Raw genomic sequence first — 25,035 nt, forward strand, 5'->3', positions numbered from 1 at the left:
CCTCAACGTATGTGACTCTTGATCACATGCCCGTCGTAGGTGATCTGCGCGTACTTCTGCGCCTTCGGAATTTCCGTCGTCTGCTCGCCGTACGACTCCTCTCCCAGTCGGCCGACGGCGTCTACCAGGTGGCGCTGGCGGCTCACGTCGTCTTCTCCCCGGAGAAACAGGCATCGGCGGGGGCCATCGCCTCCGCAATGGCCGTGCTGCTGCTGCCCTACTCACTCATCGGCCCCTTTGCCGGCGTTCTGCTGGACCGCTGGCCACGCCGTCAGGTCTTCCTGTACGGCAATCTGCTGCGCGCCGCACTCGCCTGCTGCACCGCGCTCCTGATCCTCGGCTCCGCACCCGACTGGCTCTTCTACGCCTCCGCGCTGTGCGTCACCGCGGTCAACCGCTTCGTGCTGGCCGGCCTCTCGGCCGCGCTGCCGCGTGTCGTCGACAGGGACCGGCTGGTGGTGGCGAACTCGCTCTCACCGACCGCAGGCACGCTCGCCGCCACGGCCGGCGGTGGCCTCGCCTTCATCGTGCGGCTGCTACTTGCCGACTCCGATGCGGCGGTGGTGCTGCTGGGCGCGGCTCTCTACCTCGCTTCGGCGCTGGCATCCCTGAGCCTTTCCATCCGGCTCCTCGGACCGGATCAGGACGGGAATCGCATCCGATTGAGGAAGGCTCTGGCCACCACCGCACGGGGGCTCGCCGACGGGCTGCGCCATCTGGCGGAACGAAAGCAGGCCACCCGGGCGCTGGCCGCCATGACCGTGATCCGCTTCTGCTACGGGGCGCTGACCGTGATGGTGTTGATGTTGTCCCGGTACGCCTGGTCCGACAGCGAATCCGAAGGCCTGGCCCTCCTCGGACTGGCAGTGGGGATCTCCGGTGCGGGGTTCTTCGCGGCGGCCGTGGTGACACCTTGGGCGGTGGGGTGGCTCGGCCGGTTCCGCTGGATGGCGGTGTGCGCGACAGCGGCCGCCGTCCTCGAACCCGCGCTGGGGTTGTGGTTCATCCCCGTACCGATACTCGTTGCGGCGTTCATCCTCGGACTCGTCACCCAGGGGGCGAAGATCGCGACGGACACGGTGGTGCAGACCTCGGTGGACGACGCCTTCCGCGGCCGGGTTTTCTCCCTCTACGACGTGCTGTTCAACGTGGCGTTCGTGGGCGCTGCCGCAGTCTCCGCCCTGATGCTGCCTCCTGACGGGCAGTCGTTCATGGTGGTGATCGGGGTAGCCGTGCTCTATGCGGTCATCGCCGTACTGCTGTTCCGGTGGAGCCGCACCGGGTGCGGTCATGTTTCACGTGAAACATGACCGCACCCGTTCCTCGCCGCTACCGGGCGAGCCTCCAGCGCCCTCAGTTCTGCGCAGCCCACCACTCCTTGAGCTTCTCGACCGCCATGTCATGCCCCATCGGCCCATGTTCCAGCCGCAGCTCCAGCAAGAACGCATAGGCCTTACCGATCACCGGCCCGGGGCCGACACCCAGGGTCTTCATGATCTCGTTGCCGTCCAGGTCGGGCCGGATGGCATCCAGCTCCTCCTGCTCCTGCAACTGCGCAATGCGCTCCTCGAGCCCGTCATAGATTCGCGAGAGGGCAGCAGCCTTGCGCTTGTTCCGCGTGGTGCAGTCCGAGCGGGTCAGCTTGTGCAGCCGCTCCAGCAGGGGGCCCGCATCACGCACATACCGGCGCACCGCGGAGTCGGTCCACTCTCCGTCGCCGTAGCCATGAAAGCGCAGATGAAGCTCCACGAGCTTCGCGACGTCCTTGACCATGTCATTGGAGTACTTGAGTGCCGCCATCCGCTTCTTGACCATTTTGGCGCCCACCACCTCGTGGTGATGGAACGAGACGCGCCCGTCCTTCTCGAAGCGGCGCGTCCTCGGCTTGCCGATGTCATGGAGGAGAGCGGCAAGGCGCAGAACCAGATCAGGACCGTCCTCCTCCAGGTCGACCGCCTGCTCCAGGACGGTCAGCGAGTGCTCGTAGACATCCTTGTGGCGGTGATGCTCGTCACTTTCCAGGCGCAGAGCGGGGAGCTCCGGCAGCACCTGCTGCGCCAGCCCCGTATCGACGAGCAGTGCCAGACCCTTGCGGGGGTTGGGGGAGAGCAACAGCTTGTTGAGCTCCTCCCTGACCCGCTCGGCGGAGACGATGTCGATGCGCCCAGCCATTTCCGTCATCGCCGTGACCACGTCGGGGGCGACATCGAAGTCCAGCTGCCCGGCGAAGCGAGCAGCACGCAGCATGCGCAGTGGATCGTCGGAGAACGACTCCTCGGGTGTGCCTGGAGTGCGCAGTACACGCTCGGCCAGGTCCTCACGACCCCCATGCGGATCGATGAAGTCCTTCTGCGGAAGCGCGACGGCCATCGCGTTGACCGTGAAGTCACGACGGACGAGGTCTTCCTCGATGGAGTCGCCGTAGGACACCTCGGGCTTGCGCGAGGTCCTGTCGTACGCCTCCGACCTGTATGTGGTGACTTCGATCTGGTAGCCGTCCTTCTGGACACCCACTGTGCCGAAGGCGATTCCGACCTCCCATACCGAGTCGGCCCACGGCCGGACGATCTTCAGTACGGCCTCGGGGCGGGCGTCGGTCGTGAAGTCCAGGTCGTTCCCGAGCCTGCCGAGAAGCGCGTCCCGGACCGAGCCACCGACCAGAGCGAGACCGAATCCGGCATCCTGGAAACGGCGGGCGAGATCGTCGGCGACCGGGGACACCCGCAGCAGTTCACTGACTGCGCGGTGCTGCACCTGGGTCAGGGCACGGGAGCTGTCTTCATTGGCGTTCGACACAACAGAAAAGGGTACGTGCCCGGACCGGCCGGGTCGCCCTGGTTTCGTCCCGCCCTGCGAGACTCTTCCGATCATGAAGCGGACTCCCCAGCACTTGGCGCCCACGCACATCGTTACCATGCGGGGACGCAGCACCGACAACCATCGACACCAGATGACGACGACGAGGGACGGGTAGGCGCGTGGCCGAGGCGGCAGACACTCAGGGGATCGGTCCCTCTCCTGCCCGCCGGTGGCTGCGGCGCACAGTCTCCTTGATCATCGGGGCGCCGCTCGTCGCAGCTCTGTTGGCCGGACCGACCGCGCCCGCCGCACAGGCCGACGGGACCGCCAAGGCCCCCACCGGCTCCGAAACAGTCAGTGTGTCCTTGAACACCGTGACTCCGAGCGCACCGGTGAAGGGGGACACGCTGACCGTCTCCGGCACCGTGACCAACAACGGCCAGGACACGATCACGGAGGCAGAGGTCGACCTGCGAGTGGGCCCGAGGCTCGTCGACAGGACATCGATCGACGCCGCCGCCAAGCGCACCAGTTACGTACCCGGCAGCGACCCTGCGCCACTCGGCGGCAAGTACACGGTGAAGTTCGCGAAGCTCCCTTCCGGACTCAGCCAGGACTTCACGCTGTCCGTCCCGGTCGGCAAACTGGGGCTCGGCGACGACGGCGTCTACCAGCTCGGTGTCTCGGTGTCGGGGCAGACCTCCCGCGCCCCGCACCAGGTGTTGGGGATCCAGCGCACCTTCCTGCCCTGGCAGGAGGAGGAGCGTGACTCCAAGACGCAAGTCACCTACCTCTGGCCACTCATCTCATCGGCCCATGTCACTGCCGTGACCGGCTCCGACGATCAGCAGACGCCTGTGTTCGCGGACGACGACCTGGCCGCCGAACTCGCTCCGGGCGGACGCCTCGAACAGCTGGTCTCGCTGGGCAGCGCACTGCCCGTGACGTGGGTCATCGACCCGGATCTGCTGGCCAGCGTCGATGCGATGACGACGGACTACCGCGTCAAGTCCGGCGACACCACCGTCGCCGGGAAGAACCAGGACGTCGCCAAGCAGTGGCTCACCTCGCTGGAGGCCGCGGTCTCGGACAGCGAGGTCGTCGCGCTGCCGTTCGCCGACCCCGATCTGGCGTCCATCGCCCACCGCGGCAAGAACGTCTCGGGCACCCTCAGCCACCTGCAGACCGCCACTGAGGCCGCCGGGACAACGGTGCAGACCATCTTGCATGTGAAGCCGTCGACCGACTTCGCGTGGCCCGTCGACGGGGCGATCGACCCGTCGATCGTCGATGTCGCCACCTCGGCGGGCGCCGACAACGTGATCACCCGCAGCGACAGCCTCCAGGAGACCGGGGGTCTGCCGTACACGCCGACCGCGGCCCGGCCGATCGGCGGCGGCACCACCGCGGTCGTCTCCGACGCCCAGCTCTCCACAGCCTTCCAGGGCGATATGTCGAAGGCGGAGAACTCCACCCTCGCCGTGCAGGAATTCCTCGCTCAGACCCTCGCTCTGACCGAGCAGGACACAAACACGGAACGAAGCATCGTCGTCGCACCGCAGCGGATGCCGACGGTCGCCCAGGCCCATTCGATGGCCAGTGCCCTGCACGCCCTCGACGACGAACGCTGGACACAGCCCCTCGGGCTCGTGGACGCGGCCGAGGAGAAGCCCGACGCGAACGCCACGACCAGCGTCCCCGGGTCCTCGAAGTACCCCAAGGAGCTCCGCAGTCAGGAGCTGCCCACCCAGGCGTTCCAGGACATCAAGTCCATCCAGGTCTCGCTCAACAACTTCCAGGTCATCCTCACCCAGCCCGAGCGGGTGGTGACCCCCTTCGGCAATGCGATCAACCGGTCCATGTCGACTTCGTGGCGTGGCAGGCCGCCGGAGGCCCAGCAGTACCGGGACTCGGTACGCACCTATCTGCAGGGCCTCATCAACGAGGTTCAGCTCATCTCGAAGTCGGACGTCACCCTGTCCGGCCGCAGCGCCACGATCCCCGTGACTGTGCAGAACAGGCTGTTGCAGGACGTGGACCATCTGGTCCTTCGGCTGAAGTCGGAGAACGCGACCCGGCTCAAGCTGGACGACGGCGGGGCCGTGGCGGAGCGGCCGATCCGGATCGCCGGTGGCCACAGCCAGTCCGTGAAGTTCGACGCCGCGGCCAACGTCAATGGCCAGGTGCAGATGACCGCACAGCTCTACACCGAGGACGGCACGCCGTACGGCGGAGAGATGGCCTTCACCGTGAAGGTCTCCGAAATCACCCCGACCGTGCTGCTGGTGATCGCCGGCGGGCTGCTGCTTCTGGTCCTCGCGGGCATCAGGATGTACACCCATCGCAAGCGGGCCAACGCGGGCGGCACGGCCGGGGACGACGGCGGTGAACCCGAGCAGCCGAGTGACCCGACACCGGACACCGGTCCGGAAAGCGGGGAGCCGCCGGGCTCGGGTGAGAAAGTGGAACGTTGAGCGATGTCTGTCGCGGCCGGTCGGCCGGGGACGATGAGGTGGGGTTTCGATGAACGCGCCGTACGACGGTGACCGCGGTCAGGGTGCGGACGGAGCCGGGTCTTCCGGCGGGCCCACGATGCCTCCCGGACCTGGCCGCGTTCCGCCGGTGCCCGATCCGTATCTGCAGGCCGCGTACGACCACGATCCCTACCGGGCCCAGGATCTGTCCCTCCAGGACCCGGTGGCCGAGGCGCTGTACGACCGCGCCGCGCACCCGCCGCCACCCCCTGGCACCTACCAGCAGCCCCACCCGCTCTACCAGCAGCCGCCCGCGGCGCAGTACGCACCCGATCCGCGTATCTGGGCACAGACCCCGCCTCCCGAGCCCGACGGCCCGTCCCGGCACCTGCCGTACGGCGATGACCCGGCGACCACCCAGTTCGTCGGGGTGGACGATCTCGTCAGCCAGGCGTCCCAGGACCACGATCAGCCGGATGCCTTCGCGCACCTGTTCCGGGACCAGGAGGGCCCGACAGGATCCTCCCCCGTTCCGCCCCAGCCCGAACCGGTCCCGGCGCCCGCACCGCCCAAGTCCGGCGGCCGGGCCTCCGGCCTGCTGAAGTCCAGCGCGGTGATGGCAGCCGGCACGCTCGTGTCCCGGCTCACCGGATTCGTCCGCAGCCTCGTGATCACCGCGGCGCTCGGTGCGGCACTACTCGGCGACAGTTTCACCATCGCGTACACGCTGCCGACGATGATCTACATCCTCACCGTCGGTGGCGGGCTGAACTCGGTCTTCGTTCCCCAGCTCGTGCGATCCATGAAGGAAGACGAGGACGGCGGCGAGGCCTACGCCAACCGCCTGCTGACTCTCGTGATGGTCGCGCTCGGTGTGATTGTCGCGATCTCGGTGTTCGCCGCTCCGTTGCTGATCCACATGATGTCGCCGACGATCGCCAGGCACGAGGCGGCCAACAGCGTCGCCGTGACATTCGCGCGGTACTGCCTGCCGACCATCTTCTTCATGGGCGTGCATGTCGTGATGGGGCAGATTCTCAATGCCCGCGGCAGGTTCGGCGCGATGATGTGGACCCCGGTCCTCAACAACATCGTCATGATCTTCACGTTCGGCATGTTCATCTGGGTCTACGGCACTTCCGCCGAGTCCCAGATGGGGGTCGAGACGATCCCGCCGGAGGGCGTCCGACTCCTGGGCATCGGCACGCTGCTCGGTCTGGTCGTCCAAGCCCTGGCCATGATCCCGTATCTGCGTGAGGCCGGATTCCGTTTCCGCCCGCGCTTCGACTGGAAAGGGCACGGGCTCGGCAAGACGATCAAGCTGGCCAAGTGGACCGTCCTGTTCGTCCTGGCCAACCAGGCAGGTGTGCTCGTCGTCACCCAGCTCGCGACATCGGCGGGCGAGCTGTCCGGCAAGGACGGCACCGGCATCCTCGCGTACTCCAACGCCCAGCTCATCTGGGGCATGCCGCAGGCGATCATCACCGTGTCGGTCATGGCGGCCCTGCTGCCCCGCATCTCCCGCGCCGCCCACGACAACGACCCGGGCGCCGTCCGCGACGACATCTCTCAGGGACTGCGGAACTCGGCCGTGGCGATCGTGCCGGTGGCCTTCATGTTCCTCGCTCTCGGCCTGCCGATGTGCACCCTTCTGTACGCCTCCGCGGGCACCGAAGCCGCCCGCTCCATGGGCTTCATCCTCATGGCATTCGGTCTCGGTCTGATCCCGTACTCCGTGCAGTACGTGGTGCTGCGAGGCTTCTACGCCTACGAGGACACCCGGACGCCCTTCTACAACACGGTCATCGTCGCCGCGGTCAACGCGGCCGCTTCGGCCCTCTGCTACGTGGTTCTGCCGGCCCAGTGGGCCGTGGTCGGCATGGCCGCCTCCTATGGACTCGCCTACGCCGTCGGCGTGGGCATCGCCTGGCGACGGCTGCGGAACCGGCTGGGCGGCGATCTGGATGGCGCCCGTGTCGTACGCACCTACGCCCGTCTGTGCCTGGCCGCCATCCCGGCAGCGGTGCTCGGCGGCGGCGTCGGCTTCGCTGTTCTCCACGGCCTCGGCGAAGACGCCTTCGGGTCACTCGTCGCGCTGATCTGCGGCGGGGCCGTTCTGCTGGGCGTTTTCTTCGTAGCCGCCAAGAGGATGCGGATCGAAGAGATCAACGGCATGGTCGGCATGGTCCGAGGACGGCTCGGGCGCTGAGGATCACTGGCCCGCACAACCATCACCGCCCTTTGCGTGTCGTGCATAGCGCCGGAGTGTGGGCACAATTGGCGTGACTGTGCAGAGCTGGCTGGCATCGCGCAACGGATGGGGAGGCAGGAACGACGGTGGCGGAACGTAGCACGGCTGCCGTCGACGTGGCCGACAACAGCGGTGATGAACCGCTGGCCGCCAAGGCGGACGAGGCCACGACCGACGGGACGGCAGAAGCTCAGGACACAACGGGCACAAAGCCGCAGAACACGGACGGTGAGCGCATCAGCACCGAGACCGCCCTGCCGACGCCTGATCTGCACAGCGGGCACAAACTGGCCAGACGCTACCGGCTCGAAGAGTGCGTCACCCGTCTGGACGGATTCAGCAGCTGGCGCGCTGTCGACGAGAAACTGCGCCGCGCGGTGGGCGTCCATCTGCTCCCCGCCGACCACCCCCGGGCCCGCTCCGTGCTGGCCGCCGCCCGATCCTCCGCACTGCTCGGCGACCCACGCTTCGTGCAGGTACTCGACGCGGTGGAAGAGGACGACCTCGTCTATGTCGTCCATGAATGGCTCCCCGACGCCACCGAGCTCACTTCTCTGCTGGCCGCGGGTCCGATGGACGCACATGACGCGTACCAGCTCGTCAGCCAGGTCTCCCAGGCCATGGCAGCCGCACATCGAGAAGGTCTCGCGCATCTCAGGCTCACCCCGGGGGCGGTGCTGCGAAGCTCGACCGGGCAGTACCGGATCCGTGGCCTTGCGGTGAACGCCGCCCTGCGCGGTATCACCGCCGACGGTCCGCAGCGTGCGGACACCGAGGCGATCGGCGCCCTGCTCTACGCCGCGCTGACCCAGCGCTGGCCGTACGAGACCGACGCCTACGGCCTGTCCGGGCTGCCCAAGGAAGTGGGGCTGATCGCCCCCGACCAGGTGCGGGCCGGCGTCCACCGCGGCCTTTCCGAGCTCGCCATGCGTGCACTCGTCAATGACGGCGCCACTGCCTCCCGGCAGGAGCAGCCGTGCACCACCCCGGACGAGCTGGCCAAGGCCGTTGCCGCGATGCCCCGCATCCGCCCTCCGGAGCCCGCCTTCACAGCGCCCCCGGAGTACCAGCGCACGACGTACCAGCAAGGCACCTACGGACGCCCGCCCACAGGCCCCGGCGCCGCCCCTCAGCCCGTGATCGCCGTACCCCCGGCCCCGCTCCAGAGCCGCACCGGCAAGGTCCTCAAGTGGGCGGTGTCCGCGCTGCTCATCGCCGCACTGGGCCTCGGCAGCTGGCAACTCGCCGAGACGCTCCTCGACCGCCGCAACGACTCGGGGAGCGACGACACCACACAGACCACCCCGAAGAACGGCGACAACAGGGCCCCGGCCCCGCTCAAGCCGCTGCGGATCGCCGATGCGACGGAGTTCATGCCCAGTGGTTCGGGAATGAAGCCGGAAGACGCACCTAAGGCCATCGACGGCGATGCGAGTACCGCCTGGATCACTTACCGCTACGAGGGCTACGCGAACTTCGGCAACCTCGCCCCCCGCAGGGACGGCAGCGGCATAGTCGTCGATCTGGGCAGCGTTCAGGACGTCGCCGGCATCAAGGCCAAGATGTACCGCAGCGGGCAGAAGGCCGAAGTGCTCGCAGCCGATGCCGGCGCCTCCGCCCCGTCGTCCCTCGCGGACTTCCCTCAGCGCCTCACGAAGCTCGGAACCGTGGGGAGCGATCTGAAGACGACCTTGGACAAGCCCGTACGGACCCGCTACATCCTGATCCATGTCACCGAACTGCCATCGGACGGAACAGCCGACGGCTACCGGGGCGGAATCTCGGAGATCTCCGTACTCAGCTGACGGAGACGGCCGGTGGGAAGCCCCCTCCCACCGGCCTTTCGCGCAACCGGCCCGACCTGCTCAGTCGATCGCATCCCCACGCCGGACTGTGCATCTTCTGCCCTCTGCCCCTGCTCACTCGAATCGTGATAGACAGACGCACCTTGACGCAGAAAGAGGGAGGGAGGGGAGGTGGCCGCCGAGCCGTCAGAACCACTCAGCGACTCAGACCTCCTCGCTCGCCATGTGGCCGGTGAACCCGACGCCTTCGGCGAGCTCGTACGACGCCACCGCGACCGGCTGTGGGCCGTGGCACTACGGACCCTGGGCGACCGCGAGGAAGCCGCCGACGCCGTCCAGGACGCCCTGGTCTCCGCCTTCCGGGCCGCTCACACCTTCCGCGGTCAATCCGCCGTCACCACCTGGCTGCACCGCATCACCGTCAATGCCTGCCTCGACCGGGTCCGCAAGGCAGCCACTCGCAAGACCTCACCGGTCGATGACACCGAACGATTCGAGCAGCTCCTTGAGCCCCATGAGTCCGCGGAGGCACCGGCGGAGCGCCAGGATCTGCACCGCGAGCTCCTGGCCGCACTCGCAACCCTCCCCGCCGAGCAACGTGCCGCACTTGTCCTCGTGGACATGCAGGGCTACCCCGTGGCCGAGGCGGCACGCATCCTCGATGTACCGACAGGCACTGTGAAGAGCCGCTGTGCCCGGGGCCGGTCCCGGCTGGCTCCTCTGCTCACACATTTACGCAGTGAGGGCGCAGAAGCCGCGGAACCCGCTGCGGGAAGGAACCCGACGCCGCGCGCATCCGTCCCACCCGCATCGGGGCCGAGGGACGCCAGTACAAGCGATCCTGCTGCAGTGAAGGGCGGAGGTGGGCGCGCATGACATCAACGACCGACACGACCCAGCACCCGGATGTCTCGGAGATCTCCGACCTCACGGAAGAGCTCCTCCCGCCGTCACGTGCGGCAGAGGTACGCGGCCATGTGGACAAGTGCGAACTCTGCGGTGATGTCCATGCATCCCTCATAGAGATCCGCGAACTCCTCGGCACTGTGCCTGCGCCACAGCACATGCCCGACGACATCGCAGGCCGCATCGACGCTGCACTCGCCGCAGAAGCTCTCAGCACCGCGGTACCCGATGGCCCGGCGCATGTTTCACGTGAAACAGAACTTTCCATCGCGCAGAAACCGGACGCAGGATCCAGTCACCCGGACCGTCCCGCAGGACACCCCAGGACCACCACCGGCCCTGGCCGCCGACCGGCCCGGCGCCGCCGCCGCCGCCGCGCAATCGTGCTCGGCACCGCTCTCGGTGCAGCCGTGGTCGGTGTGAGCGTCTTCATCCTGCAGAGCGTCCAGCCGTCCCAGGAGGCCGCCAGCCTCAAGGCGGCGGACCGCGGCTCCAGCTCCGCGGCAAAAGACGCAGCAGCCTTCTCGGAGTCCACACTCGAAGACCGGGTACAGACGCTCCTTCTGAGCGCCGGCACGAAGCCGTCGAGTTCGGACGGTGTCGGCGCTCAGAAGCAGGCACCCTCCGTCGCGACGGAGCCGACGCCCAAGAGCGACACTCCCGCCTCCGAGTCACCGCGAACGCCATTGCGCGCACCCACCGTGTCCATCCCACTCTGTGTGGAGCGGGGCATCGGGCGGAACACTGCGGCCCTCGCCGTCGAAGAAGGCACGTACGAAGGCACGGATGCGTTCCTCGTCGTCCTGCCGCACCCCTCCGAAGCGACCCGCGTCCAGGCATATGTCGTCGACGCGGCCTGCATCCGGGAAAAGCCCGCCGCCAAGGGGAAGCTACTTCTCACCCGCACCTACGCGCGCCCCTGAGAATCGCCCCGCACCCCGCCCCGGCACGGTCGGGAATGCATCCCCCGTAGGATCCGTTGGGTGGGGTGAGAGTCGTTGAACCGGCCCCAGTAGGCGTGGACAGTAGGCAGTCTGCAGAGACGAGGAAGAAACCCGTGAGCGACGTCCGTAATGTGATCATCATCGGCTCCGGCCCCGCGGGCTACACGGCCGCTCTTTACACCGCACGCGCCTCACTGAAGCCGCTGGTGTTCGAGGGCGCCGTCACCGCCGGTGGCGCGCTGATGAACACCACCGACGTGGAGAACTTCCCGGGCTTCCAGGACGGGATCATGGGCCCCGAGCTCATGGACAACATGCGTGCCCAGGCCGAACGCTTCGGCGCCGAGCTCGTCCCCGACGATGTCGTCTCCGTGAACCTCGCTGGAGACATCAAGACGGTCACCGACACTGCCGGCACGGTGCACCGCGCCAAGGCGGTCATCGTGACGACCGGCTCCCAGCACCGCAAGCTCGGTCTGCCCAACGAGGACGCCCTCTCCGGACGCGGCGTCTCCTGGTGCGCCACCTGTGACGGCTTCTTTTTCAAGGACCAGGACATCGCCGTGGTCGGCGGCGGCGACACCGCGATGGAGGAGGCGACCTTCCTTTCGCGCTTCGCCAAGTCGGTCACCATCGTCCACCGCCGCGACTCGCTGCGTGCCTCCAAGGCCATGCAGGACCGCGCCTTCGCCGACCCGAAGATCAAGTTCGCCTGGGACAGCGAGGTTGCCGCAGTTCACGGCGAGCAGAAGCTGTCCGGCTTGACCCTTCGGAACACCAAGACCGGCGAGACGTCCGAGCTCGCCGTGACCGGCCTGTTCATCGCGGTGGGCCACGACCCGCGCACCGAGCTCTTCAAGGGCCAGCTCGACCTCGACGACGAGGGCTACCTCAAGGTCGAAGCTCCCTCGACGCACACCAACCTCACCGGTGTCTTTGGCGCCGGTGACGTCGTCGACCACACCTACCGGCAGGCCATCACCGCTGCCGGCACGGGCTGCTCGGCCGCTCTCGACGCCGAGCGCTTCCTCGCTGCGCTCGCCGACGAAGAGAAGGCGGCTGCGGCCACCGTCTGATCCACGCCTCTCACCCCACACCCCAAGAAGTTAAGGAGGTCGCCGTGGCCGGCGCCCTGAAGAACGTGACCGACGACTCCTTCGACGAGGTCGTCCTGAAGAGCGACAAGCCTGTGCTGGTGGACTTCTGGGCCGCCTGGTGCGGTCCGTGTCGCCAGATCGCCCCGTCCCTGGAGGCCATCGCTGCTGAGCACGGCGACCAGATCGAGATCGTCAAGCTCAACATCGACGAGAACCCGGGCACGGCTGCCAAGTACGGCGTCATGTCCATCCCGACGCTGAACGTCTACCAGGGCGGCGAGGTCGCCAAGACCATCGTCGGCGCCAAGCCGAAGGCCGCAATCCTCCGCGACCTCGAAGGCTTCATCGGCCAGTAGGACCGTGGTCCTATCTGTTTCACGTGAAACGGGTCCATCCCCTCGAGGGGATGGACCCGTTTCATGTTGCACGTGTACTCGGATCACAGCGGCCGCAGCGCCGGCTCCTTCTGGACGGCACCCAGGAGCCGGTCCAGTGCCAGCTCGACGTCTTCCTTCCAGGAGAGCGTCGTACGCAGTTCCAGTCTCAGCCGCGGATGAACGGGATGCGGCCGTACGGTCTTGAAGCCCACCGCCAGTAGATGATCTGCGGGAAGCACACAGGCGGGCTCCTTCCACCGGGCGTCCCCGAAAGCTTCGATCGCCTTGAATCCCCGACGCAGCAGATCCTTGGCAACTGTCTGCACCATGACCCGGCCCAGCCCCTGCCCCTGGTATCCAGGCACGATCCAGGCAGTCATCAACTGCACGGCATCGGGGGAGACCGGGCTCGTCGGAAAGGCCGTCGAGCGCGGTACGTAAGCCGGTGGCGCATAGAGAACGAAGCCCGCCGGCACATCGTCGACATAGACGACGCGGCCGCACGATCCCCACTCCAGCAGAACGGCCGAGATCCATGCCTCTTTCTCCAGCTCGGGTCTTCCTGCCTTTACCGCAGCTTCCCCGCTGACCGGATCAAGCTCCCAGAAGACACACGAGCGGCAACGTCTGGGGAGATCGGAAAGGTTGTCCAGTGTGAGCGGTACGAGCCGACGCCCCATGAAGGCTGTTCCTCGCTTCCTTCGCCCGCCGCATCGCGTGCGACAGTCAGTGCACTCCGTTTGAGGAGCAGGCTGCCGACGAACCCTCCGACAGCCCCCAGGCCCAGGCCCAGCCCTACTGTCACCAGTCGGCTGCGACTCACTGATCGCATGGCCCTCCCTCCACCGAGGTGGCCCAAGACGGATGTGCCATACCAGAACGCATCGTATCCACCCAGAGATAAAGCTGACACCGAGAGAAAGCAAAAGGGCGGGTTGTGTCCAGGCATCCACCCGAACACAACCCGCCCCACAGCCCGTCCGACGGAGGTCAGCCGTCGTCGCCCTCGGCAGGGTCCTCAGAGGGTGCCCGATCCAGCACGCGCCCCTCACCCGGTGCCAGGCTGCCGAGAATGCGGTCCAGATCCTCCATCGATGCGAACTCGACGACGATCTTTCCCTTCTTCTGGCCGAGGTCGACCTTCACCCTGGTCTCGAAGCGGTCCGAGAGCCGGGAGGCAAGATCGGACAGCGCAGGCGACACCCGGCCGCCGGCCCGCGGCCCCTTGGCCTTGGCAGTGTTCGTGGGACTGGAGCCCATGAGGGTCACAATTTCTTCGACCGCACGCACCGACAGCCCCTCGGCGACAATGCGATGTGCCAGCCTGTCCTGCTCCTCCGAGTCGTCCACGGACAGCAGCGCCCGTGCATGACCGGCCGACAGCACCCCGGCCGCGACCCTCCGCTGCACCGGAGGCGACAGCCTCAGCAGTCGCAGCGTGTTGGACACCTGCGGGCGGGAACGCCCGATCCGGTCGGCCAACTGGTCATGCGTGCACTTGAAGTCCTTGAGCAGCTGGTCGTACGCGGCTGCCTCTTCCAATGGGTTCAGCTGAGCCCGGTGAAGATTTTCCAGGAGCGCGTCCAGCAGTAGCTTCTCGTCGTCCGTGGCCCGGACGATGGCCGGAATACGCTCCAGACCCGCCTCACGGCAGGCCCTCCAGCGCCGCTCACCCATGATGAGCTCATAGCGCTCCGGACCCGTCTTCCGCACCACAACGGGCTGAAGAAGACCCACCTCCTTGATGGAGGTCACCAACTCGGCAAGTGCGTCCTCGTCAAACACCTCACGGGGCTGACGAGGATTCGGGGTGATCGAGCCGAGAAGAACCTCGGCAAAGTACGCCCCGGCAGCTCCCGCCGACACTGCGGCCGCCTCGGGCTCCAAAACCGGCCCACTCGGCTCCGGCACCACCGGAGCAGCCGCAAGAGTAGCCACCTTCGCGGCGGCCACTCCCCGCTCTGCCGTCATGACAGGACTCGCCCCGGGAGAGGCCGAACCCACCCCCGTGGACGGCACCTGCTTCTCCTGCGGAGCGGCGGGGATCAGGGCACCTAGCCCACGCCCCAACCCTCTTCGACGCTCACTCACTGAATCCCCTCCGAAATGCTCTGCTGGCTGTTCCCACTGCCCGTGTGGGCATGCTGGGCCTCGTACTGCACCCCGACACCCCGCAGGGCGATCTCACGCGCCGCTTCGAGGTAGGACAGCGACCCGCTCGAACCCGGGTCGTAGGTCAGCACGGTCTGCCCATAGCTCGGTGCCTCCGAGATCCGCACCGACCGCGGAATGCTCGTCCGCAGCACCTCCTTGCCGAAGTGGCTGCGCACCTCCTCCGCGACCTGCGAAGCGAGCCTGGTCCTGCCGTCGTACATGGTGAGCAGAATCGTCGACACATGAAGGTCGGGATTGAGATGCCCCCGCACCAGGTCCACATTGCGCAGCAACTGCCCCAACCCTTCCAGCGCGTAGTACTCGCACTGGATAGGGATCAGCACCTCGGCACCGGCGACCATGGCATTGACCGTCAGCAGACCGAGCGAAGGCGGGCAGTCGATAAGAATGTAGTCCAGCGGCTGCTCATACGCCTGGATCGCCCGCTGCAGTCGACTCTCACGCGCCACCAGCGACACCAGCTCGATCTCCGCACCGGCGAGATCGATGGTGGCGGGGGCGCAGAAGAGGCCTTCGACATCCGGAACAGGCTGAACCACCTCGGAGAGCGGCCTGCTCTCCACCAGGACGTCATAGATGGAGGGGACTTCGGCATGGTGATCAATACCCAAAGCCGTAGAGGCGTTCCCCTGCGGGTCAAGGTCGACGACCAGAACGCGTGCGCCATGAAGCGCAAGCGAGGCAGCAAGGTTGACCGTCGTGGTCGTCTTGCCCACCCCGCCCTTCTGATTGGCCACCACCATGACGCGCGTCCGGTCAGGACGGGGCAGGCCCTCGCCGGCGCGGCCAAGGGCCTCGACCGCCAGCTGGGCCGCGCGACCGATGGGTGTGTCGTCCATCGGCGGCGGTGTTTCACGTGAAACACCCTCCCCCGCCGATTCGGTTCGGGGACCGGGGACCGGATCGGTCATCGGTCCCGCGATGTTGGCGTCGGACCGCAAGGATTCACTCTCCTCGACTTCAGGCTCACAATGAACAGAGCCTGCCATGCTTTCGGGGTCGTGAACCAGCGAGGCCCGCTCTTCTGTGGATGAATCCACTTCTGTGGACAACTCCGTAGCCCTAACGGGCCTGCGGTGCTGCGGCGCGGCAGCCGCGCGACCACGGCTGATGATCCCATGCAGCAGAGAGCGACGTTTCACGTGAAACACGATGCCCCTGCAGCGTAGCTACAGGGGCACGACACTCCGCGTGGGGTACGTATGACCGCTTGCCGGGACCATCACCGACAGATGGCTCGAACCGTATGTAACGGTCGATTCCACAGCGTGGCCAAACGCATCAGCGACGACGTCTCGCGCGGCTCGTCCTCGCGGCCTTGGCTCTCTTTGCGGCGAACCTCACACCGCCCGGACTCTCCCCGACCACCACGCGCACCACCGTGGACATCGGATCGACCACGCCTTCTCCGACCTGCAAGACCTCGGTCTCCACCACGCCGAGCTTACTCAAGGCCGCACGCGCGCCGGCGATCTCCTCCCCCGCGGTATCGCCTTTGAGCGCCAGCATCTCTCCGTACGGACGCAACAGCGGAACACCCCAGCCCGCCAGCCGATCCAGCGGCGCCACGGCCCGAGCCGTCACAACGTGAACCGGCTGAAGTGTCCCCAGAACCTCCTCGGCCCGACCACGCACAACCGTCACATGGTTCAGCCCCAGCAGCTCGACGACTTCCTGGAGGAAATTCGTCCGCCGCAGCAGGGGCTCCAGCAAGGTGATCTTGAGATCCGGACGCACCAGCGCCAGCGGAATCCCCGGAAGGCCCGCGCCGGAGCCCACATCGCAGACCGTGACGCCCTCAGGCACGACCTCGGAGAGCACCGCACAGTTCAGCAGATGCCGCTCCCACAGCCGCGGCACCTCACGCGGACCGATCAGCCCCCGCTTCACCCCGGCATCGGCCAGCAGTTCCGCGTACCGGACAGCCTCCGGGAAGAACTCACCGAAAACTGCCCGCGCCCCTTCGGGCGCCTGGGGAAGCTCTACTTCCGCCGTCACGGGAACCGTCCTTCCATACCGCACTAACGCACTGTGAATGGCTGACTATCAGGCTGACAAAGATCGGCCCCGCCTGCGAACAGACGGGGCCGACAGAACAAGGGTCCGGTCAGGCCGGGAGAACGACGACGAAGCGCTGCGGCTCCTCGCCCTCGGACTCGCTGCGCAGACCAGCGGCCGCAACCGCATCGTGCACAACCTTGCGTTCGAACGGGGTCATCGGGTCCAGCTTCACCGGCTCACCAGTGCTCTTGACCTCGTCCGCGGCCTTGGCACCCAGCTCGGCGAGCTCAGCCCGCTTCTTGGCCCGGAAGCCCGCGATGTCCAGCATCAGCCGACTGCGGTCACCGGTCTCCCGGTGCACAGCAAGCCGCGTCAGCTCCTGGAGCGCCTCCAGCACCTCACCGTCGCGGCCCACGAGCTTCTGCAGATCACGTGCCGAATCGCTGATGATCGAGACCGCGGCCCGGTCCGCCTCGACGTCCATGTCGATGTCACCGTCGAGATCGGCGATGTCGAGCAGGCCCTCAAGGTAGTCCGCTGCGATCTCACCCTCCTGCTCGAGGCGGGTCAGGGTGTCGCTGCCCTCAGCGGCCGTGGAGGTGGTGCCTTCCGTCACGGATGGACTCCTTCTTACTTCTTGGACGGGTGCTTGGGCCGCTGCGGACCCTTGCGTTGTCCGGACTTGGCTTGGCGTGAGGAGCCGGACGCGGGCTTACCCGCCGGCTTGGGCTTGTCGTCCTGCGATGCGTCCTTCTGCAGGGAGGTCTTGGATCCAGACTCGGTGGAATCGGTGTCCTTGGCCCCCGTCTGCTGGGCGGCACCGGTTTGACGCTGGGCCTTGGTCTGGCGCTTGGGCTGCTGGCGCCTCTGCGCAGCACCACCCTCGGACTCGGAAAGAGCCGTCTCGCTCTTGATCACCGTGCCGTCCTCCTGGGCGGCGAAGCCCAGCTTGGCCAGGCCCGTGATGAACTTCCGCTCGATGTCATTGCGGTCCGAGCCCTTGGACACGATCCGCTTGACCGTATTGCGCCGGGTCCTGCCGCGAACCTCACCGTGAGCGGTGACACTCTTCAGCAGACGTCCCAGGTACTGGTCCTGCGCCTTGCTGCCCGGAGTCGGGTTCTGGTTGATCACGTACATCTGCTGACCCATGGTCCAGACGTTGGTGGTCAGCCAGTAGACGAGGACACCGACGGGGAAGTTGATACCCATGACGGCGAACATCACCGGGAAGATGTACATCAGCATCTTCTGCTGCGTCATGTACGGCGTCTTGACCGTCAGGTCGACGTTCTTCGTCATCAGCTGGCGCTGGGTGAAGAACTGCGACGCCGACATCAACACGATCATGACCGCTGTGACGACCCGGACATCGGTCAGCGAAGCACCGAGGGCCTGGACCCTCTCTTCGCTGTCCATGAACTTGGCAGCGAGCGGAGCACCGAAGATGTGTGCCTGACGAGCGCTGTCGAGCAGCGCCTGGTCGATGACACCGATGGTCTGGCCCGAGGCGATGGACGAGAGCACGTGATACAGGGCGAAGAAGAACGGCGACTGCGCCAGGATGGGAAGGCACGAGGAGAGCGGGTTGGTACCCGTCTCCTTGTACAGCTTCATCATCTCTTCGGACTGACGCTGCTTGTCGCTCTTGTAGCGCTCCTGGATCGCCTTCATCTTCGGCTGGAGCACCTGCATGTTCCGGGTCGACTTGATCTGCTTGACGAAAAGCGGGATCAGACAAATCCGGATCATTACCACCAGGGACACGATGGACAGGCCCCAGGCCCACCCCGTGTCGGGGCCGAAGATCGCCCCGTACATCGTGTGGAACTGGACGATGACCCATGAAACAGGCCAGGTGATAACGCTGAACAGACTGGCAATCGTGTCCACTAATCAGGCTCCTTGAGCATTGGGCGAAGTCTCTGCGGCCGAGCTCGGGGGTTCGGAGACCGATCCCCGAGGAGGCACATCAGCGGCGGAGTCGCCGCCCTTGCCACCGCGCACGGCATTGCGCAGCAGCTCGTGCCAGCGCGGACGTTTGCGTGGTGGAACATGGTCCACGCCGCCGGGTGACCACGGATTGCACCTCAGGATGCGCCAAGCCGTCAGCGCGGTTCCCTTGATCGCTCCGTGCCGGTCGATCGCCGTATATCCATAGTGGGAACACGACGGGTAGTAACGGCAGACAGGCCCGAGAAGTGGGCTGATCGTCCACTGATACAGCTTGATAAGAGCCAGCAGCGGGTACTTCATCGCGCGCCCCCTCCCAGCAGCCGCTGCAGAGCGGCGTCCAGGTCTCGGGCCAGCTGTTCATGGTCGGCGTCGCCCGCTCCGGGCAGCGCTCGTACGACAACCAGGCTACCGGGGGGCAGCAGCGCCAGCCGTTCGCGGACCAAGTGGCGAAGCTTACGCTTCACCGCTGTGCGCACAACCGCTCCACCCACAGCTTTGCTGACAACGAAACCCGCACGCGGCGGGGAAGCATTCTCCCCAGTCACGTGCGGGTCGGTTGCACCGCTGCGTAGATGAACGACGAGTAGCGGGCGGCCGGCCCGGCGTCCTCGACGTACTGCGGTCGCGAAGTCCTCGCGCCGCCTCAGCCGATTCTCGGTAGGCAGCACGTCATGACCTGTAAGCGATCAGGCGGACAGGTTGGCGCGACCCTTGCCACGGCGGGACGCGAGGATCGCGCGGCCGGCACGGGTGCGCATACGCAGCCGGAAGCCGTGGGTCTTCGCGCGACGACGGTTGTTCGGCTGGAAGGTGCGCTTGCTCACTCGGGGGCTCCAGAAATGACTCGTGTGTTGGCGGGACATCGCCTGGCTGTCACCGTGCGCCCACGAGAGACTCGCGTAAACGCTCTAGTGCACCGCTTCACAATCACAGATCGTGATCTTTGCCCATCGGAGGCAGGCGGCAGCAGCCATCGACAACTCGACCTGGTCACGGTACGCGCGGCTACGCCATCCGGTCAAACCGGCTCCACAGCACCCCCCACTATGCACAGGCTGTGGACAACGACTTGAACCACGCGGGTCGGCCTGACTACCGTGGCTGAACTCCGGTTCTTTTTCTTCCTGCCTGCCGGTCCTCACCCATCCCGACCCATCCCGTCCCGAGAACCACATATTCGTGGGACCAGCGAGAGAGCGTGCCTTGTGGCTGACGTACCTGCCGATCTTGCCGCAGTGTGGCCACGAGTGCTGGAGCAACTCCTCGGGGAGGGCCAGCAGGGCATCGAGCCCAAGGACAAACAGTGGATCGAGCGCTGCCAGCCGCTCGCGCTGGTCGCCGACACGGCACTGCTCGCCGTCCCCAATGAATGGGGCAAGCGCGTCCTGGAAGGCCGGCTCGCGCCGCTCATCAGCGAGACACTGAGCCGCGAATGCGGCCGCCCGATCCGCATCGCGATCACCGTCGACGACTCCGCGGGCGACCCCCCGAGCCCGCCCGCGCCTCCGATGCACCAGTCCCAGCAGCTTCAGCAGCACCGCTACCAGGGACCGCAGCACGATGAGCGTCAGCACAACGACGCGTACGACGGATATGGACACCGGCCCACGGACGACGGCATGCCGACCGCCCGTCCCGCCTACCCCGACTACCAGCAGCAGCGCCCCGACCCCGGTGCGTGGCCGCGTACCCAGGAGGACCTCTCCTGGCAGCAGCCCCGGCTCGGCGGTTTCCAGGACCGCGACACCTCCGTGGAGCAGTGGCGCGAGCCGTACGCCGGCGGCCACCCCCAGCAGCCGCAGCACGACTACCGGTCGCAGCCGCCCGAGCGCCAGGGTTACGAACAACAACGCCCCGAGCGCCACGACATGCAGGACTCCCAGCACCGGCAGGGCGGCGCCGGCACCGGACGGCCCGGTGGCGCCACCGGGCCGATGGGCGCGCAGCCCGCCCCCACACCCGGCCCCGGCGAGCCGGCGGCCCGGCTGAATCCGAAGTACCTCTTCGACACCTTCGTCATCGGTGCGTCCAACCGATTCGCGCACGCCGCAGCGGTCGCGGTCGCCGAAGCGCCCGCCAAGGCGTACAACCCACTCTTCGTCTACGGGGAGTCCGGACTCGGCAAGACCCACCTGCTGCACGCCATCGGGCACTACGCCCGCAGCCTCTACCCGGGCACCCGGGTCCGGTACGTGAGCTCCGAGGAGTTCACCAACGAGTTCATCAACTCGATCCGCGACGGCAAGGGCGACACCTTCCGCAAGCGCTACCGCGATGTGGACATCCTGCTCGTCGACGACATCCAGTTCCTGGCAAGCAAGGAGTCGACGCAGGAGGAGTTCTTCCACACCTTCAATACGCTCCACAACGCCAACAAGCAGATCGTGCTGTCCTCGGACCGGCCGCCCAAGCAGCTGGTGACCCTGGAGGACCGGCTGCGGAACCGTTTCGAGTGGGGTCTGACCACGGATGTACAGCCGCCGGAACTGGAGACGCGGATCGCGATCCTCCGTAAGAAGGCGGTGCAGGAGCAGCTCAACGCCCCGCCTGAGGTCCTGGAATTCATCGCCTCCCGCATCTCCCGGAACATCAGGGAGTTGGAGGGGGCGCTGATCCGGGTCACGGCCTTCGCCAGCCTCAACCGTCAGCCGGTGGACCTCGGGCTGACCGAGCATGTGCTGAAGGATCTGATCCCGGGCGGCGAGGACTCGGCTCCGGAGATCACTGCGACGGCCATCATGGCGGCGACCGCGGACTACTTCGGACTGACGGTGGACGATCTCTGCGGAACCTCGCGCAGCCGCGTGCTGGTGACGGCCCGCCAGATCGCCATGTACCTCTGCCGGGAGCTGACCGATCTCTCACTGCCGAAGATCGGTGCGCAGTTCGGCGGCCGCGACCATACGACGGTGATGCACGCGGACCGGAAGATCCGCGCGCTGATGGCGGAGCGGCGCTCCATCTACAACCAGGTCACCGAGCTCACCAACCGCATCAAAAACGGCTGAGGGGCCGCCGGCACCCCGCTCCGTACGCGCCGGGAGGGAGCCCGGGGAACCCGCACAGGGTTCCCCGGGCTCCCTTATTCGTTGCCCAAAGCCCTCTCGGGGACCTTTCCAAAACACACCTGGAAGCCGCTCCGGGCAACTTTCCCAGCCGTCCGGAGCCCGCTCCAAGCCCGCCCGGAGCCCGCCCCGGTCCCGCCCGAAGCCTCGAAAGCCCCTTGCAGGGCCACCGAAGCCCGCTCCGAAACCCCCTGCGAAGCCGTCCTCCAACGCCCTGACGCAGTCGCGGTGTTCGAATACCCGGCGTCGGCGGTCCGTTCTCCACAGATCTGGGGAGATTTTCCCCTCCACAGCCTGGGGATCCAAAAGTTGTCCATATTGCTTCCACAGGGGCGACTGCCGATACTCCATCAGGCCAGGTCAAGAGGCTGGGGATTTGTGGTCAACAGTCATCCACAGCCTGTGGACAAAATATTCGTCCACAGGGAGCCGCTGATGTTGTCCACCGGCAGCCCACAGACCGGCCCGTGTTGTCCCCAGCTTTCTCGAGCTTCTCCACACCTCTGTCCACTGTTCGGCAACGCAACACCGCTCTTCACTGCGCCGAGTGAAAGGCGTCACACCAGGAGGGTCGGTTGGGCTGTGGGGAACGTGGGTAAAGCTGGGGACAGCCCTGGGGAGAAACCCCCCTGCCCTGTGCATCGGGTGTGCAGAACTTTCGCGTGTCCACAGAAGCGCCGGGTTGTCCACCGGTGCCACCCACAGGGTCGGTGGACAAAAAACTGAGCCTGACCTGCGGAAACGACGTTATCCACGGTTTCCACAGGCCCTACTACTACTGCCACCTAGAGTTAGCCCGGAATCCGCTTCAAAGTGGGGCCTGTGCACAACTCGGCGCCGAAGCTCTCCGGACCTCTTGTCGCGACTTGACCCCGAGCAGCACCGAGTGTCGGTGCCGTACGTCAGACTGGTCCCCGGCGTCCTCCCGCTGCCATCGGTGGGAGGCCCGATCAGACGACGAAGGCCAGCAGGGCGAGCGAGCAACAGCAGGAGGCGGTTCCGGTGAAGATCCGGGTGGAGCGCGATGTACTCGCGGAGGCTGTGGCCTGGGTGGCCCGTAGCCTCCCGGCCCGTCCGCCGGCGCCCGTTCTTGCGGGCCTTCTGCTGAAGGCTGAGGACGGCGCCCTCAGCTTCTCCAGCTTCGACTACGAGGTCTCGGCCCGGGTCTCGGTGGACGCCGAGGTCGAGGAGGACGGCACGGTGCTGGTCTCCGGCCGACTGCTCGCCGACATCTGCCGCGCCCTTCCCAACCGCCCTGTGGAGATTTCCACAGACGGTGTGCGGGCGACGGTGGTGTGCGGCTCCTCGCGATTCACACTCCACACCCTTCCTGTGGAGGAGTACCCGGCACTGCCTGAGATGCCGACCGCGACGGGCACGGTCCCCGGTGAGGTCTTCGCCTCGGCCGCCGCCCAGGTCGCCATCGCCGCAGGTCGTGACGACACGCTGCCGGTCCTGACCGGTGTGCGGATCGAGATCGAGGGCGAGACGGTCACGCTGGCCTCCACCGACCGCTACCGCTTCGCGGTCCGCGAGTTCCTGTGGAAGCCGGAGAACCCGGATGCCTCGGCGGTCGCCCTGGTGCCCGCCAAGACGCTGCTGGACACCGCCAAGGCGCTGACCAGCGGTGACACGGTGACTCTGGCGCTGTCCGGCTCGGGTGCCGGTGAGGGCCTGATCGGTTTCGAGGGCGCGGGCCGGCGTACGACCACGCGGCTGCTCGAAGGTGATCTGCCGAAGTACCGCACGCTGTTCCCCACCGAGTTCAACTCGGTCGCGGTCATCGAGACCGCTCCGTTCGTCGAGGCCGTCAAGCGTGTGGCGCTCGTCGCGGAGCGGAACACTCCGGTGCGGCTCAGCTTCGAGCAGGGTGTGCTGATCCTGGAGGCTGGTTCCAGCGACGATGCACAGGCTGTGGAGCGGGTCGACGCGGTGCTGGAGGGCGCCGACATCTCGATCGCCTTCAACCCGACCTTCCTGCTGGACGGGCTGAGCGCGATCGACTCCCCGGTCGCCCAGCTCTCCTTCACGACGTCCACCAAGCCTGCGCTGCTCAGCGGCCGCCCGGCCGTGGATGCCGAGGCGGATGAAACGTACAAGTACCTGATCATGCCGGTCCGCCTCTCCGGCTGATCCGGCCATCGGTTCTGCACCGGCAGTTCCCGACGGGCACGCTCAGCGCCGAGCATGCCCGTCGGTCTGTCTCCGGCCGGGCGTAGGCTCGGTCGTGGGTACGAATCGGCACAACGCTTAAGGAATCTCTGATGGAGCTCGGTCTCGTCGGCCTCGGCAAGATGGGCGGCAACATGCGCGAGCGCATCCGCCGCGCAGGCCACACCGTCATCGGTTACGACCGCAATCCGGACGTCTCCGATGTCGACAGCCTGGAAGAGCTTGTGGGCAAGCTGAAGGGCCCCCGGGTCGTCTGGGTAATGGTTCCGGCCGGCGCCCCGACCCAGGCCACCGTCGATGAGCTGGCGGGGCTCCTCTCGCCCGGTGACATCGTCGTGGACGGCGGGAACTCCCGCTGGACGGACGACGAGAAGCACGCGGTCGAGCTGGGCATCAAGGGCATCGGCTTCGTGGACTGCGGTGTCTCCGGCGGTGTTTGGGGCCTGGAAAACGGCTACGCGCTGATGTACGGCGGCGACGCCGAGAACGTGGCGAAGGTCCAGCCGATCTTCGACGCGCTGAAGCCCGAGGGTGACTTCGGTTCGGTCCACGCGGGCAAGGTCGGCGCCGGCCACTTCGCGAAGATGGTCCACAACGGCATCGAGTACGCCATGATGCAGGCCTACGCCGAGGGCTGGGAGCTCCTGGAGAAGGTCGACTCCGTCACCGATGTGCGCGAGGTCTTCCGGTCCTGGCAGGAGGGCACGGTCATCCGTTCCTGGCTGCTCGACCTGGCGGTCAACGCACTGGACGACGACGAGCACCTGGACAAGCTCCGTGGTTTCGCCGCCGACTCCGGTGAGGGCCGTTGGACGGTGGAGGCCGCGATCGACAACGCGGTGCCGCTGCCCGCGATCACGGCGTCGCTCTTCGCGCGATTCGCCTCGCGGCAGGACGACTCCCCGCAGATGAAGATGATTGCCGCGCTGCGCAACCAGTTCGGTGGCCACGCGGTCGAGAACAAGAAGTAACCGCAACGAGGAGCGGGCCGGGCCAGGGTGTCCGACCGACCC

At 66.9% G+C, this 25,035-nt stretch carries 21 protein-coding genes; 11 read left to right on the forward strand and 10 right to left on the reverse strand.

Annotation, left to right across the window (positions count from 1 at the left end):
- The first annotated feature begins 26 nt into the window (after positions 1-26).
- The gene (locus ACZ3IC_RS12130) at positions 27-1,310 is read left to right on the forward strand and encodes an MFS transporter (protein WP_467415177.1); all 1,284 of its coding nucleotides are present in this window, start codon (positions 27-29) and stop codon (positions 1,308-1,310) included.
- Positions 1,311-1,353: 43 nt separating this feature from the next.
- Here ACZ3IC_RS12130 and ACZ3IC_RS12135 read toward each other — a convergent pair whose 3' ends face one another.
- Positions 1,354-2,796 (reverse strand): CCA tRNA nucleotidyltransferase, encoded by a 1,443-nt coding sequence (locus ACZ3IC_RS12135; RefSeq protein ID WP_467415179.1) that lies wholly within the window; start codon positions 2,794-2,796, stop codon positions 1,354-1,356.
- 182 nt (positions 2,797-2,978) lie between these two features.
- On the opposite strand from ACZ3IC_RS12135, the gene ACZ3IC_RS12140 reads away from it, so the two are divergent.
- The 7 genes from ACZ3IC_RS12140 to trxA all read left to right on the forward strand — a co-directional run bounded on the left by ACZ3IC_RS12140 (position 2,979) and on the right by trxA (position 12,632).
- Positions 2,979-5,273 carry a DUF6049 family protein gene (locus tag ACZ3IC_RS12140; protein WP_467415181.1) on the forward strand — a complete coding sequence of 765 codons (2,295 nt, stop codon included), beginning with the start codon at positions 2,979-2,981 and terminating at the stop codon, positions 5,271-5,273.
- Positions 5,274-5,322: 49 nt separating this feature from the next.
- On the forward strand, positions 5,323-7,482 hold the full coding sequence (gene murJ / locus ACZ3IC_RS12145) for a murein biosynthesis integral membrane protein MurJ (protein ID WP_467415184.1): 2,160 nt from the start codon (positions 5,323-5,325) through the stop codon (positions 7,480-7,482).
- Positions 7,483-7,610: 128 nt separating this feature from the next.
- Complete coding sequence (locus tag ACZ3IC_RS12150; RefSeq protein ID WP_467415185.1) at positions 7,611-9,329, forward strand: protein kinase family protein; 1,719 nt, start codon at positions 7,611-7,613, stop codon at positions 9,327-9,329.
- A 171-nt stretch (positions 9,330-9,500) separates the two neighbouring features.
- Positions 9,501-10,205: an RNA polymerase sigma factor SigM gene (gene sigM, locus ACZ3IC_RS12155; RefSeq protein WP_467415188.1), complete on the forward strand. Its 705-nt coding sequence runs from the start codon at positions 9,501-9,503 to the stop codon at positions 10,203-10,205.
- Positions 10,202-11,158 carry an anti-sigma factor gene (locus ACZ3IC_RS12160; RefSeq protein WP_467415191.1) on the forward strand — a complete coding sequence of 319 codons (957 nt, stop codon included), beginning with the start codon at positions 10,202-10,204 and terminating at the stop codon, positions 11,156-11,158. Before sigM ends, ACZ3IC_RS12160 begins: the two co-directional genes overlap by 4 nt.
- Before the next feature lie 134 nt (positions 11,159-11,292).
- On the forward strand, positions 11,293-12,255 hold the full coding sequence (gene trxB / locus ACZ3IC_RS12165) for a thioredoxin-disulfide reductase (RefSeq protein WP_467415194.1): 963 nt from the start codon (positions 11,293-11,295) through the stop codon (positions 12,253-12,255).
- A 44-nt stretch (positions 12,256-12,299) separates the two neighbouring features.
- Positions 12,300-12,632, forward strand: a complete 333-nt coding sequence (trxA, locus tag ACZ3IC_RS12170; RefSeq protein ID WP_467415196.1) for a thioredoxin — start codon at positions 12,300-12,302, stop codon at positions 12,630-12,632.
- Positions 12,633-12,715: 83 nt separating this feature from the next.
- On the opposite strand, the gene ACZ3IC_RS12175 is transcribed toward trxA, so the two are convergent.
- The 9 genes from ACZ3IC_RS12175 to rpmH all read right to left on the reverse strand — a co-directional run bounded on the left by ACZ3IC_RS12175 (position 12,716) and on the right by rpmH (position 19,609).
- Entirely contained in the window at positions 12,716-13,333 is a 618-nt protein-coding gene (locus ACZ3IC_RS12175) for a GNAT family N-acetyltransferase (protein WP_467415198.1), read from the reverse strand.
- Between the two features lie 310 nt (positions 13,334-13,643).
- Positions 13,644-14,744: a ParB/RepB/Spo0J family partition protein gene (locus ACZ3IC_RS12180; protein WP_467415200.1), complete on the reverse strand. Its 1,101-nt coding sequence runs from the start codon at positions 14,742-14,744 to the stop codon at positions 13,644-13,646.
- Positions 14,741-15,817 (reverse strand): ParA family protein, encoded by a 1,077-nt coding sequence (locus ACZ3IC_RS12185; RefSeq protein ID WP_467415424.1) that lies wholly within the window; start codon positions 15,815-15,817, stop codon positions 14,741-14,743. Before ACZ3IC_RS12185 ends, ACZ3IC_RS12180 begins: the two co-directional genes overlap by 4 nt.
- Positions 15,818-16,109: 292 nt before the next feature.
- Positions 16,110-16,826, reverse strand: coding sequence for a 16S rRNA (guanine(527)-N(7))-methyltransferase RsmG (rsmG, locus tag ACZ3IC_RS12190; protein WP_467415202.1), 717 nt, complete (start codon positions 16,824-16,826; stop codon positions 16,110-16,112).
- Positions 16,827-16,935: 109 nt separating this feature from the next.
- Positions 16,936-17,445, reverse strand: coding sequence for a Jag family protein (locus ACZ3IC_RS12195; RefSeq protein WP_114245516.1), 510 nt, complete (start codon positions 17,443-17,445; stop codon positions 16,936-16,938).
- A gap of 14 nt (positions 17,446-17,459) precedes the next feature.
- A complete protein-coding gene (gene yidC, locus ACZ3IC_RS12200; RefSeq protein WP_467415205.1) occupies positions 17,460-18,722 on the reverse strand; it encodes a membrane protein insertase YidC in 1,263 nt (420 codons plus the stop codon).
- Between the two features lie 3 nt (positions 18,723-18,725).
- Positions 18,726-19,085 carry a membrane protein insertion efficiency factor YidD gene (gene yidD / locus ACZ3IC_RS12205; protein ID WP_467415207.1) on the reverse strand — a complete coding sequence of 120 codons (360 nt, stop codon included), beginning with the start codon at positions 19,083-19,085 and terminating at the stop codon, positions 18,726-18,728.
- Positions 19,082-19,453: a ribonuclease P protein component gene (gene rnpA, locus ACZ3IC_RS12210; protein WP_467415209.1), complete on the reverse strand. Its 372-nt coding sequence runs from the start codon at positions 19,451-19,453 to the stop codon at positions 19,082-19,084. Before rnpA ends, yidD begins: the two co-directional genes overlap by 4 nt.
- 18 nt (positions 19,454-19,471) lie before the next feature.
- Complete coding sequence (gene rpmH / locus ACZ3IC_RS12215; protein ID WP_030930485.1) at positions 19,472-19,609, reverse strand: 50S ribosomal protein L34; 138 nt, start codon at positions 19,607-19,609, stop codon at positions 19,472-19,474.
- A gap of 381 nt (positions 19,610-19,990) precedes the next feature.
- Between rpmH and dnaA the strand changes: the two genes are divergently transcribed.
- From dnaA to gnd, 3 genes are all read left to right on the forward strand, one after another.
- Positions 19,991-21,793, forward strand: a complete 1,803-nt coding sequence (dnaA, locus tag ACZ3IC_RS12220) for a chromosomal replication initiator protein DnaA (protein ID WP_467415212.1) — start codon at positions 19,991-19,993, stop codon at positions 21,791-21,793.
- A 1,059-nt stretch (positions 21,794-22,852) separates the two neighbouring features.
- Positions 22,853-23,983: a DNA polymerase III subunit beta gene (gene dnaN / locus ACZ3IC_RS12225; protein WP_467415214.1), complete on the forward strand. Its 1,131-nt coding sequence runs from the start codon at positions 22,853-22,855 to the stop codon at positions 23,981-23,983.
- Positions 23,984-24,114: 131 nt separating this feature from the next.
- Positions 24,115-24,993: a phosphogluconate dehydrogenase (NAD(+)-dependent, decarboxylating) gene (gnd, locus tag ACZ3IC_RS12230; protein WP_467415215.1), complete on the forward strand. Its 879-nt coding sequence runs from the start codon at positions 24,115-24,117 to the stop codon at positions 24,991-24,993.
- The last annotated feature ends 42 nt before the right edge of the window (positions 24,994-25,035 follow it).

Source organism: Streptomyces sp. NPDC002958 (assembly GCF_055563255.1).

Bases quoted from the DNA above. Each gene is read 5' to 3' on its own strand.
- murJ (WP_467415184.1), top strand. From the start codon at position 5,323: ATGAACGCGCCGTACGACGGTGACCGCGGTCAGGGTGCGGACGGAGCC.
- yidD (WP_467415207.1), bottom strand. From the start codon at position 19,085: ATGAAGTACCCGCTGCTGGCTCTTATCAAGCTGTATCAGTGGACGATC.
- gnd (WP_467415215.1), top strand. From the start codon at position 24,115: ATGGAGCTCGGTCTCGTCGGCCTCGGCAAGATGGGCGGCAACATGCGC.
- ACZ3IC_RS12185 (WP_467415424.1), bottom strand. From the start codon at position 15,817: ATGGCAGGCTCTGTTCATTGTGAGCCTGAAGTCGAGGAGAGTGAATCC.
- ACZ3IC_RS12175 (WP_467415198.1), bottom strand. From the start codon at position 13,333: ATGGGGCGTCGGCTCGTACCGCTCACACTGGACAACCTTTCCGATCTC.
- ACZ3IC_RS12130 (WP_467415177.1), top strand. From the start codon at position 27: ATGCCCGTCGTAGGTGATCTGCGCGTACTTCTGCGCCTTCGGAATTTC.
- ACZ3IC_RS12160 (WP_467415191.1), top strand. From the start codon at position 10,202: ATGACATCAACGACCGACACGACCCAGCACCCGGATGTCTCGGAGATC.